Annotated in this window: 11 protein-coding genes and 1 pseudogene; 3 read left to right on the forward strand and 9 right to left on the reverse strand. The window is 66.5% G+C overall.

Translation table 11 applies throughout. The features are described 5' to 3' along the window. Positions 1 to 7 precede the first annotated feature (7 nt). Together Q0568_RS08320 and Q0568_RS08325 are read left to right on the forward strand one after the other, a co-directional pair. On the forward strand, positions 8 to 502 hold the full coding sequence (locus Q0568_RS08320; protein WP_298865209.1) for a hypothetical protein: 495 nt from the start codon (positions 8 to 10) through the stop codon (positions 500 to 502). Continuing rightward, a complete protein-coding gene (locus tag Q0568_RS08325) occupies positions 499 to 2,334 on the forward strand; it encodes a type IV secretory system conjugative DNA transfer family protein (RefSeq protein ID WP_298865212.1) in 1,836 nt (611 codons plus the stop codon). Before Q0568_RS08320 ends, Q0568_RS08325 begins: the two co-directional genes overlap by 4 nt. 200 nt (positions 2,335 to 2,534) lie before the next feature. On the opposite strand, the gene Q0568_RS08330 is transcribed toward Q0568_RS08325, so the two are convergent. From Q0568_RS08330 to merA, 6 genes and pseudogenes are all read right to left on the reverse strand, one after another. After that, positions 2,535 to 3,020, reverse strand: a complete 486-nt coding sequence (locus tag Q0568_RS08330) for a DUF305 domain-containing protein (protein ID WP_298865213.1) — start codon at positions 3,018 to 3,020, stop codon at positions 2,535 to 2,537. Between the two features lie 8 nt (positions 3,021 to 3,028). Then, positions 3,029 to 3,664 (reverse strand): DUF3105 domain-containing protein, encoded by a 636-nt coding sequence (locus Q0568_RS08335; protein ID WP_298865215.1) that lies wholly within the window; start codon positions 3,662 to 3,664, stop codon positions 3,029 to 3,031. Between the two features lie 223 nt (positions 3,665 to 3,887). Continuing rightward, positions 3,888 to 4,019 carry a hypothetical protein gene (locus Q0568_RS08340; protein ID WP_298865288.1) on the reverse strand — a complete coding sequence of 44 codons (132 nt, stop codon included), beginning with the start codon at positions 4,017 to 4,019 and terminating at the stop codon, positions 3,888 to 3,890. Positions 4,020 to 4,122: 103 nt separating this feature from the next. After that, positions 4,123 to 4,370, reverse strand: a pseudogene (locus tag Q0568_RS08345) (haloacid dehalogenase); the annotation flags it as partial. Between the two features lie 83 nt (positions 4,371 to 4,453). Continuing rightward, entirely contained in the window at positions 4,454 to 5,107 is a 654-nt protein-coding gene (merB, locus tag Q0568_RS08350) for an organomercurial lyase MerB (protein ID WP_298865217.1), read from the reverse strand. A 44-nt stretch (positions 5,108 to 5,151) separates the two neighbouring features. Then, positions 5,152 to 6,594 carry a mercury(II) reductase gene (gene merA / locus Q0568_RS08355; RefSeq protein WP_298865220.1) on the reverse strand — a complete coding sequence of 481 codons (1,443 nt, stop codon included), beginning with the start codon at positions 6,592 to 6,594 and terminating at the stop codon, positions 5,152 to 5,154. 135 nt (positions 6,595 to 6,729) lie between these two features. On the opposite strand from merA, the gene Q0568_RS08360 reads away from it, so the two are divergent. Continuing rightward, positions 6,730 to 7,119 (forward strand): heavy metal-responsive transcriptional regulator, encoded by a 390-nt coding sequence (locus Q0568_RS08360; protein ID WP_298865223.1) that lies wholly within the window; start codon positions 6,730 to 6,732, stop codon positions 7,117 to 7,119. Positions 7,120 to 7,155: 36 nt separating this feature from the next. On the opposite strand, the gene lnt is transcribed toward Q0568_RS08360, so the two are convergent. The 3 genes from lnt to Q0568_RS08375 are packed head-to-tail and all read right to left on the reverse strand — an operon-like array spanning position 7,156 to position 10,333. Beyond that, positions 7,156 to 8,820, reverse strand: coding sequence for an apolipoprotein N-acyltransferase (gene lnt, locus Q0568_RS08365; protein ID WP_298865226.1), 1,665 nt, complete (start codon positions 8,818 to 8,820; stop codon positions 7,156 to 7,158). Positions 8,821 to 8,858: 38 nt separating this feature from the next. Continuing rightward, positions 8,859 to 9,761: a cytochrome c biogenesis protein CcdA gene (locus Q0568_RS08370; protein ID WP_298865229.1), complete on the reverse strand. Its 903-nt coding sequence runs from the start codon at positions 9,759 to 9,761 to the stop codon at positions 8,859 to 8,861. After that, on the reverse strand, positions 9,758 to 10,333 hold the full coding sequence (locus tag Q0568_RS08375) for a thioredoxin-like domain-containing protein (protein WP_298865232.1): 576 nt from the start codon (positions 10,331 to 10,333) through the stop codon (positions 9,758 to 9,760). Before Q0568_RS08375 ends, Q0568_RS08370 begins: the two co-directional genes overlap by 4 nt. Positions 10,334 to 10,667 lie beyond the last annotated feature (334 nt).

Consider the following 10,667-nt stretch of genomic DNA (forward strand, 5'->3'; position numbering starts at 1 on the left):
CGTGACGATGACCGTGCAGTCCGACGCGACGTTGCGCGTCGTTGTCGACGGGGAGCCGTTCGGCCCGTCGACGTTCGCCCCGCCGTGGCAGCGGCGCTCCTTTGCGCACATCATCAGCGAAGTCATGGAGCAGCGCCACTCGCCGGTGCGCGTCGTGGTGCATGAACTCGACGGCACCGTCTACACGGACATCGTGACCACACCGCTTCATCGCGTCCCCGACCCGTCCGCCCTGCCCGAGCAACCGCCGACCTCGTTACAGGGCGGAGCCCCCACGCCCGACAAAACCGATTCGACGCGCCACTTCGCACTCCAGAACGACGGAGGCTTCGTGCCCGGTGAGAAGGTGGCCGTCGCGGTCATCGTCCGGCACACCGAGGCTGGCCTCGATGGTGCGACGCGGGCTCAGATCGAGCCGAGCCTGCTCGATCTGAGCCCGACGCACGAGGTCATCCTGCTCGGCCGCGTCTCGGGCACTTGGGTCGTCGGGCACTTGTCATGACCGGCTCGCCGCGGGCCCGGGCATTCGGCGACGAACTGACCAATGTCGCCCTGGGCGCGCTCATCGGCGCGATGCTGCTGGCCGGTGCGCTTCGCGTCGCCGGGAGCATCACCGCGTTCGTCACAGGCGCGCCCCAGCCCACTGCGGGCCTCGAAGCGGGAGTCGGCGTGATCTTCCGCGCCGACGATCCCGGCGCGGCACTCGGCTCCGCCTCGCTCAGTCCCGTCGCCTACTGGATCACGGCCGCCCTGCTGCTCGCCACCACGGGCTCAGCGGCCTGGTTCATCTGGCGTTGGGTGCGCGAGCTGGGCAAACGCGCGAAGGCAGACCCAAATCGAATCGAGGGTGTCGCCGAGGCGCGCGATGTGCAGCGCGCCGCATCCGAGCGCGACCTCCTCCGCCGCGCGAAGACGCTACGTCCCTCGCTCATTGACCCGAAGCCCGAGCACGTCGGCTACCTACTCGGCACCTCGCGCGGCAAGCGCGTGTGGACATCCGTGGAGGACTCGATCCTGCTCATCGGCCCGCCGAGATCCGGCAAGGGCGCGAACATCGTCATCAACACCATCCTCGACGCGCCCGGTGCAGTCATCACGACCTCAACCCGGCCAGACAACCTCACGGCGACGCTCCGTGCTCGACAGGCGCGCGGCGGGCCGGTGTCCGTGTTCGATCCCCAGCACCTGGCCGAAGGCGTACCCGCGGGCTTGCGGTGGTCGCCAATCCGCGGGTGCGAGGTGCCACTGACTGCGATGATCCGTGGCACCGGCCTCGCCGCGGGGACCGGGCTCTCCGGCCCCTCCGTCGAGAATGGCGGCTTCTGGGAGGGCAAGACGCGCACCGCGCTGCAAGCGCTCCTGCACGCCGCTGCCCTCGATCACCGGCAGCCCGCCGAGCTGTTCCGCTGGACACTCGATCCCGCAGCCGCCGCGGACGCCGTCTCGATCCTCTCGTCGCACCCACAGGCCGCGACCGGGTGGGCGGAGTCGCTCGACGGAATGCTGCAATCCGACCTGCGCACCCGCGACTCGATCTGGCAGGGCGTCTCCCTCTCCCTCGCGTCCCTTGCCGATCCGAGGGTGCTCGAGACCGTGAGCCCCGCCGAAGACGAGCAGTTCGATCCCGAGTCGTTCCTGCGCGACTCCGGCACCCTCTACCTGCTGGCGACAGGAGCCGGGGCCGGCGCGTCCTCGTCGCTCGTCGCGGCGTTCATCGAAGACCTCGTAGAGACTGCTCGACGCCTCGCCGCGCGCTCGCCCGGCGCACGGCTCGATCCGCCCCTGTTGCTGGCTCTCGACGAGATCGGGAATCTCGCGCCTCTGCCCTCGCTCCCCGTGCTCATGGCGGAGGGTGGCGGCACGGGGCTGACCGTGATGCCCGTCTTCCAGTCGCTCGCCCAGGCTCGGGGTCGCTGGGGCGACCACGCCGCAACGGCGATGTGGGACGCCAGCATCACCAAGATCGTGCTCGGCGGTGGAACCGACACACGGCACCTCCAAGACATGTCCACGCTGATCGGCGAACGAGACGAGACGACCGACGCCGTGACCATCGGAGAGCGCGGCCTGCGCTCGAGCCAGCGGTCAGTCCGTCGTGTGCCGATCATGAGGGTCGAAGACATCCGCACCTTGCCCCAGGGCACATCGCTCGTCCTGCTGCGCTCTGCGCCGCCCATCATCACGACGATGCGCTACTGGCTCAACCGACCGGATGCCGACACACTGCTCACCCAGCGCGCGGAAGTCGAGAGGACGATGCGGCCGGATGAGTGCGAACTCCCTCTGAGGGAGTCTCCCCTCACGGCCGGTACCGATCGACCCGCAATCGGCTGAACTGATCGAGGCCGTGGCTATCGTCCCATTCGACCGTGATCACGTGGAGACGAGCGCGTTCGGCAGCCCCGAGCGGGATCGAGATCGGCAGACCACGCGGGAGCACCGGGACTTCTATGGTCTGACGCGTCACCATTCGTGCATGGCGAGCGTCAAGGACTTCTACTCGGACTCGATGTGCGACGTCACCACCGCGATACTCAAGGTCCACGTACCCGTCGAGCTGAAGCCCCGACGTCCAGGTTCGAGCCGTCGGATGTCGGCTGCATCATCCATGCCATCGATGGCTCCGTGCCTGCCTGTGGCAGTCCCCACGCGCGGAGCCAGCCGTACATCTGCCCGGCTTGTTGCGTCTGCGTCGCGGCGATGTCGTAGGCAAGCAGCCGCAGGTCGGGGTTGTCCGACACGTCGCGGACCATCGTCGCGAGCTCCGCGCCCTGCTGGTGATGCACCTGCATGTCTCGCGCGAACCCGGCCTCAACACTCGTGCTTGCTGGTGTGGTCTCGACGGGGGTGCTCAGCCGTCCGAACGCGAACGCGGCCACGCCGACAAGAATCAGCGCGACGCACGCCGCGACGAGCACGGTGACCTGCTGCCCGCGGCGTGGCCTAACATGCATTGCATCCGTGGGTCCGGCTCCGGTCTGATGCCGCTCCTCGGACTCAATCCCGGCGCTCTCACCCATGACGCCGCCTATGAGTCTTTGCCTGGGGCGTCGAGCCCGCCGGTGCATGGAGCCCCTGGCTCGGGAGCGTTCTGGCCTCGCCAGTACTCTTCGAGGAACGCCCCGATCCGCTCGTCTCCGGCGTCCTCGACCTGAAGCTGGGCGTTCCAGCCGCTGAGAACGATGGGTGCCGGCAGAGATTCGTATGGCGACAGCGCGACATACGTTGACGGCAGCTTCGCGCGGAGCGTGGACAGATCCTCCTCGCTCAGATTCGGATCGTATGTTACCCACACAGCTCCGTGCTCCATGGAGTGCACCGCGTTCTCGTTCGGGACCGGGTCGCTGTAGGCGCCGCAGTTGAGCCAGACCTGGTTGTGATCACCGCCTGCTGACGGTGCCTGCGCATAGTCGACTGCGCCCTGGACATGGGTCGCACCGTTCTCGAATGTCTCGACCCCGTCGACGGTCGCGCCCTCATTGCCGGCCGTGTAGGTGGCGGTGCCTGGCGTCAAGACGACCGAGGTGACGATCAGGCCGACGACCGCGACGGCGCCCACGATGGCCGCGCCGATGCCGATCCTGCGGTTCCGCATTGCTCTGGCTTCGCGCTTGCGGTACTCCTCGAACTTCTTCGCTCGTTGCTCGGCGCGCTGCTGCTTCACGGTCGGTTTCTTGTCTGCCGGCGGGATCCTCATGCGTGCGGCCCTTCTCTCTGGGTTGATGGCTGATGGGGCGTGCGCCGGCGAAAGCGAACTGGTTGACGGCCTCCTCGGAGACTGTCTACTGGTACTTCGCGCTATTCAATGCTGCGGAGATCGACATGCAGGCTCCCAATGTGCACGGGCGCTGTACCGAGTCCCGTTCGTCGCGACGTTGAGGAAGAGGTCACACGCCCGCGGTGGCGTACTTGGCAGGGTCGGCCTTGAAGCTCGCCGCGCAGCCACTGGCGGCGGCGGATGCGGGGTCGATGCTCATCCCGCAGACGGGGTCGGTGACCTTCGCGGACGTCGCGGACATATCTTCCTCCATGGGTTCTTGCGCTCCTTCTTGGTCTCGTCCGATTTCCACCACCGGGTCGGTGAACCCGGATGGCGTCCGGGATGGCGCGTGGCGTGAAGCGGCGCAGCCGCTTGGCGTTGGCCACGACGGACAGTGAGGACAACGCCATCGCCCACCGCCGCGATCATCGGGCTCAGCGTGATGCCGAGCGCAGGGTAGAGAACCCCGGCGGCGATCGGGATGCCCAGGCCGTTATAGATGAACGCGAAAAACCAGGTTCTGCCTGATGTTGCGCATAGTGGCCCGGGACAGGTCGACGGCGGTGACGAGCCCGGACAGGGCGCCGGAGATCAAGGTGATGTCCGAGGACTCGAATCGGCTCGCCGCGACTTCTCCGCCAGGACCCATGCCCAGCGCAGCTACGTCAAAGTGTTCAGTCATGTTCTGGCGCCTCAGCAGCAGCTGTGGGGTGGGTCGTCGCTGGAGCGGTCCGCAGCCGTCTCGGCAAGCATGTTCTCGGCCATCGAAGCACCGAGCGCGAACGCGTCAGCGACGGAGATGACCGATCCACCCTCGTGGTTCTTGAGCCACGGTTCGGCTTCCTCGGGAGTGGCGAAGAAGTGAACCTGGTTGCAGAAAGACGAGCGCACGGAACTCATGTCGTCTGGGGCGACCAGGGACACCACGGCGGTGGGGGGCTCCACGCTGTGCACGCCGGAGCTGTCGACGGTCACCCGAACCGGCGTTCCGGTGCGGTAGCGGGATTCGATGACCGCGGACGTCCCGAGGATGGTGGGAAAGATGAGGGTGTCCAGGGCGCACCAGGTGTAGAGCTGTTCCCCGTCGATCTCGAATCGGTGCTGGGTCGCCCGCTGGGTCAGTCCCTGTCCGATGATCCGCCCCGATCCGTCGTACTCGGTGTCGGCCATAGCTGCGAGTGCCGAGCGGATCTCGTCGACCGGCCGGCCGGTCGTCGCGGCGAGGTCCTCGATGTCGACCGGATCGCCCTGCGCGAGCAGCCTCATCAGCGGCAGCCACAGCCAGGGCTCCATTCCGGTTTCGGATGAGGCGAGGCGCTCGGTGATCTGGGTGGCGTTGTCGGTCATGGTGGGTCCTTTCGTCGGGGTGGATCGTTCGGTGGATGAAGTGGTCACGCGGCGCAGCAGGACAGCTTTGACACGTCCGTGGTGAAGGACTGGCAGGCGATCTTGATGCCTTCGGCCATGGTCAGGTAGGGGCTCCAGAGGTTCGCGACCTGGCTGACCGTCATCCCGGCGGAGACTATGTAGACGGCGGCGGCGGCGATCTCGCCGGCGGTCTGCGCTACGGCGGTGATCCCGTGGATCTGGCCGGTCTGGGCGTCCGCGACGACCTTGATGAACCCGCGAGTGTCCCGGTTCACCAAGGCGCGCGGCACGTATTCCAGCGGCAGGACCCGGCATTCGCAGACGATTCCCGCATCCCTTGCCTGCTTGTCGGTCATCCCCACCGCCGCGAGGTTGGGGGTGGTGAAGGTGACACGGGGCAGGTGCCGGTAGTCGACCTCCCGCCCGGCATTGTTGAACACGTTCTCCACGACGAGGGCACCGTGGGCGGCGGCGACGTAGACGAACTCCGGATGCCCCGTCACATCCCCCGCGGCCCAGATGCGGCCGTTGGACGACGCCAGCCGCGAATCGACCACCACTTCTCCCTTCTCCCCCGTCGTCACGCCGACCGCGGCGAGGTTCAGCCCGCCCGTCACCGGTACCCGGCCGGTGGCGATCAGCAGCTTGCTCGCACGGATGTCCTCGCGACCGCCGATCCCGGAGACGAGTGCCACCACCTCACCCGTCGTGGCATCGGTGCGGACGGAGGAGATGGTCGACTTGCGGAGAACACGGATGCCCTCGTCGGCGAACACGCTCATCAGGGCGCGGGATGCTTCCGGCTCCTCCGCCGACGCCAGCCGGGAACGGACCACCATCGTCACTTTCGAGCCCAGGCGGGCGAAGAGTTGCGCCTGTTCGAGAGCGACGTAGCCGCCGCCGAGAACCAGCAGCGACTCGGGTACCTCGTCGAGTTCCATCGCCGTCGTCGAGGTGAGGTAGTCGACATCTGCCAGCCCGTCGATCGAGGGCACCGAGGGGCTCGATCCGGTGGCGATGAGGTAATGCGCGGCGCGTATGGTGTCGACCTTGCCGTCGGCATCCGTCACCTCCAATGCCGGGTTCTCGGCGGTGCCGGCGAATGCCGCGTCGGCGTGCCGCAGATCCCAACCGTAATCCGCGATCAGGTCGACGTATTTCTCGGATCGCATCGTCTCGACGAGGGCACGCTTGCCGTCGATCAGTTCCGTCATGTCGACCGGACCGGCGGTCGCGTCGATGCCGGGGAATCGGCGCGCGTCGAGGGTGACGTGGCGCGCGTCGGCGGCCGCGAGCAGGGCCTTCGACGGGATGCATCCGGTGTTGACGCAGGTTCCGCCGATGGTTGCGCGCTCGATCATGACGACGCGCTTGCCGAGGTTCGTGGCCCGGATCGCGGCGGCGAACGCGCCGCCTCCGGAGCCGATGATGGCCAGATCGAAGTCGGTCGGTGAGCGTTCGGGCATGGAATCTCCTGAGGATGATTGTCGAAAGCCGCGCGGGCAGGACAACCCTGCTCGATTCGTTTCCGTCAGTCTGCACCTTCCCCTAGACTGGAAGGTCAAGAGTGAGCGGCGAAACCATGAAGGAGGAGGCACAGCGTGCGTATCGGTGAAGCGGCGGCAGCGTCCGGGATGACCACGAAGACCCTGAGGTTCTACGAGTCGAGCGGTCTTCTGCCCGCGACCGAGCGAGCCGCGAACGGCTACCGGGACTACGGAGCGGACATCACGGCGAGACTGGACTTCATCCGCCGAAGCCGCACCGCCGGGCTGACATTGGCACAGATCCGCGACATTCTGCAGATCAGGGACGTCGGCGAGGCTCCGTGCATTCATGTGCGAGACCTTCTCGCACGGCAGCTGGCCGACCTCGACCGGCAGATCGCCGAGCTGGTCGCCCTCAGGGCCACCGTCGCGGATTTCTACGACGCGGCATCCGAACCTGACCTCGCCGCGTGCGACCCGGATCGCATCTGCAGCTACCTGTGAGAACGCCTCCCGTCAGGCGTGCAGTCATCTGAGCGATCACTTGACAGCCGGGCGACGGCGCGACCCGGCGCGGACCAGGCAGAGGGCAAGCCCCGCGAGCCCGAGCGCCGACACGAGCCACTCGATTCCCCGCCCGAAAGTCACGGCCGGCGTGACGGTGTCACTCAACGGAACCGTCTGCACCATCGCACCTGCTTCCCACGTCGGCACGCTGTCGATGGTTCTCCCGTCCGGCATGATGATTGCACTGGCTCCGACGGTTGAGATGTTCACGACCGTGCGGCCGGTCTCGATCGCCCGGAGCCTGGCGATCGCGAGTTGCTGGACGCTCTCATCGGTGCGGCCGAAGTCGGCCGTGTTGGTTTGCGCGAGAATAATCTGCGCTTTCCCGTCGATCATCTCGCGTACCAGTTGGTCATCGACGATCTCGAAACTGATGGCGATTCCCGCGAGGATGTCGTCGATGCTGATCACGTTGCCGCCCGTGCCCTTGGCGTAGTCGCGCCCGATGAGGTCGACGAGGTCCGGAGCAAGCGATCGCCAGAATGCCCGATCCGGCACGTACTCGCCGAACGGTACCGGGTGTACTTTGTCGTACCGGTCAATCACACCTCGCCCCTCATCCCACAGCAGCGACGTGTTGTAGTACTCCCCGCCGCGTTCGGTGATCGTGCTAGTGACGAGCGGCGCCCCCATCGATTGACTGATGCGGTCGACGGCCTCCGCGGCCTGCGGAAAGCGGGTCGGATCGAGGTCAGTGCTGTTCTCCGGCCAGACCACGAAGTCGACCTTTTCGCCGATCAGCGGCTCGGTAGCCGCAACGTGATCGGCGAGGATCTGCCCGGGCGGATACCGTGCGAAAAGCGCCGCATCCGACCCACCCTGCACGGCGGCGAGCCGGGTCGTGCCCGATTGAATGACCGGCCACGCGGGCAACACCAACATGATCCCGACCACGCCTGCCGCCACCGCCCACCGTACGACCTGGCCGATCTGAGCCTCGCGCCACAACTGGACCACAAGCGCACTCAACCAGACGATGATGAAACTGAGCCCCGAGATGCCGACCCAGGCCACAAGCGAGCTGAACGGACTCTCCGACTGGGACAGCGCAACCCGACCCCACGCAAACCCGCCGTACGGCCAGACCGCGGAGATCGCCTCCCGTGCCGTCCAGAGACCCGCCAGGACGACGGGCACCGCACCCAGTCGCCCGACTCTGGTCGGCCAGACCCGGGGACCCCAGCGCAGCACGACGGCAACGAGGGACAGACTCACTCCGAAGAAGATCGTCTGCAGTGCGACCAATCCCAGCCACGGCAGCGGACCGAGATAGACCGTGAGCCAGAAGATGTGGACCCCCCAGAAGGAGAACCCGGCCACGAGGCCCACAAGCAGGCCGGTCCAGGGGCCGCGTCCGAGCAGGGAACCCAGCATGAGGACGATCGCGACCGGAGCGAGAAACCACCAGCCGTGGTCCGGGAAGGCGGCGTCGAGAATCACGCCCGCGCTCACGGCGATGAGGAGGGAAGCCCAGAGAGGCACGCTCGGGACGGTTCTGACACCGGGTGAGCTACTACGGTTCCGGCGCGGGTTCTGTTGCGCATGATCATCATCGATCATCCGGGTGCCCTGTTGCGAGCGTTGTTGCGGGATGATCGTGGGTTCGCTGACGTTCCCTGTGCCGAAATAGTTGCTCATCAGTAGCTCCTACCGCCGGGGAGGTGGAGTAGGAGCTGTCAAGGCTTCGGCCCAGCGAGTTGTTGCGTCAGCGAGGGCTCGCAGCAATCATCCGTTTCGGGTAGTTGGCGGCCCTTTCTCGCCTGGTGCAGTACGGCACCGATGACCGTCACCACTACCGCTGCACCGGCGATGGTCGAGACCAGGATCAGGTTGTCGCCGACCCAACTTGAGATCGGGCCTGCGACACCGGCGAGTAGGTTCGTGCCTGGGTCGCCGCCGAACAGTTGAGGCAGCCAGTACACGAGCAGGTAGACGCCGGAGAGCGTCAGTATTGCCCCGGTGATCCGGTTCATGTGCGGCATCAGGCGGCGCAGGCGTGTAGTGATCACGGTGCTGGCGAACGCGGTGACCACCGATAGGGACAACAGCAATATGGTGGATCCGGCCGCGTAGGCGCCGAACACCAGGAGGACGGTCACCAGACCCTCGCCCGCCAGAGCCTGAGTGACCACGGCCACCAGCAGCGCCAGGCTGCATGATGCTGAAGCCAGAGCATACCCGGCACCGAAGACGACCATCCCGCCCCTGGTTTTGCGATCCTGCCCGATCGCTGCCAGCCTCGGAATCCCGACTGGAATTCGAATGCCGACCAGCATCACCAGACCGAGCAGGGCGAAGACGGCGCCCAGGACGGCGGCCACCCACGGGAACGCACCTATCAGCGATCGCATACCAGCGGCCAGAAGCAGACCGACAATGGTGAAGGTACCGGCGAAGCCGATTGCCAGGGCAAGGCCGGACCGAAGGCCCCACGCGAGCCGCGCCCACGTTCCCCGTGTTCCGGTGGCAGCGGCGTTTCGGGTGCCATACGCCAGGAACGCTGGCAGCACAGCGAAGCCACACGGATTGATGGGAGCGAGCAACCCCGCGCCGAAGGCTAGAACGAGAAGCGCGGTCACTCGGCACCTGCCTGCCTGAGAGCGTCACGTATCTGCGCCTCGCTCGGCTCGACAGCGCTGAACACAGTTTGACCCGAAGCGTCCAGGACCACTACCGTGCTCAACTGGCTCACTTCATACGCAGTGATCAGCCGGGCGTCGGTGTCGATGGTGTAGCCGAGGGACGACGCCTCGTACTCGGCCAGAAAGCTCTCGATTTCAGGTGCGGTCTCGTAGTTCGCCACATCGACCACCACATAGTTGGCGGCCTCGGGCGCGCTGCGCTGCACTTCGGCCAACATCTTCGTAGCCGGCCCACACACTCCGCATTCGATCGAGAAGAAGAGCAGCACGCTCGGCTTCGTTCCCGGTACCGGAACCTGTTCGCCGTCTGTCGTTTGAGCAGTGAACTCGCCGCTCACCGCGGATACCGACGTGCCGGACGAATCCGGCGAGGATGATTGTGCGCCCTGCACCGTCGCGATCACAGCCATGACCGCGCCCACGATCACGAGGACAAACAGCCCGATAAGCCAGAACGTGCGGATATGTTCTCGCTTCTGAGAGGTCGCCGCGGGCGCCGAACGGCTCATGACCGAGCCTCGCCGACCTGAGTCGCGGACTCGCGAGAAGGACCCGATCCCTGCGGATCGCGGCAGTCCGCCCCGGCGGGACGATTCGCCCCTGCTCGGCGGCGAAGAGCGACTGTCACGAGCGCGCCGACGAGAATAACGGCTGCGGCGACGACCCAAGGATTCCCCAGCACGGCACCCAGGGCTCCGAGCGCTCCGGCGACACCCAAGGTCAATATCAAACCGCAACACACTACGTGCAGCAGAACAACACCTGCCAATATCGGCAAGGCCCCGCTTGGGACTGCTGCACGGATAGGTGACATCTGATCTGGCTTGCCCGAGGGGGTGGGCC

The sequence above is a fragment of the uncultured Microbacterium sp. genome, assembly GCF_937927635.1.
Classification (GTDB): Bacteria; Actinomycetota; Actinomycetes; order Actinomycetales; family Microbacteriaceae; genus Microbacterium.

Coding starts and splice junctions, on each gene's coding strand:
- Q0568_RS08340 (WP_298865288.1), bottom strand. CDS start 4,019: ATGTCCGCGACGTCCGCGAAGGTCACCGACCCCGTCTGCGGGATGAGC.
- Q0568_RS08325 (WP_298865212.1), top strand. CDS start 499: ATGACCGGCTCGCCGCGGGCCCGGGCATTCGGCGACGAACTGACCAAT.
- Q0568_RS08320 (WP_298865209.1), top strand. CDS start 8: ATGACCGTGCAGTCCGACGCGACGTTGCGCGTCGTTGTCGACGGGGAG.
- merB (WP_298865217.1), bottom strand. CDS start 5,107: ATGACCGACAACGCCACCCAGATCACCGAGCGCCTCGCCTCATCCGAA.
- lnt (WP_298865226.1), bottom strand. CDS start 8,820: ATGAGCAACTATTTCGGCACAGGGAACGTCAGCGAACCCACGATCATC.
- merA (WP_298865220.1), bottom strand. CDS start 6,594: ATGCCCGAACGCTCACCGACCGACTTCGATCTGGCCATCATCGGCTCC.
- Q0568_RS08330 (WP_298865213.1), bottom strand. CDS start 3,020: ATGGGTGAGAGCGCCGGGATTGAGTCCGAGGAGCGGCATCAGACCGGA.
- Q0568_RS08375 (WP_298865232.1), bottom strand. CDS start 10,333: ATGAGCCGTTCGGCGCCCGCGGCGACCTCTCAGAAGCGAGAACATATC.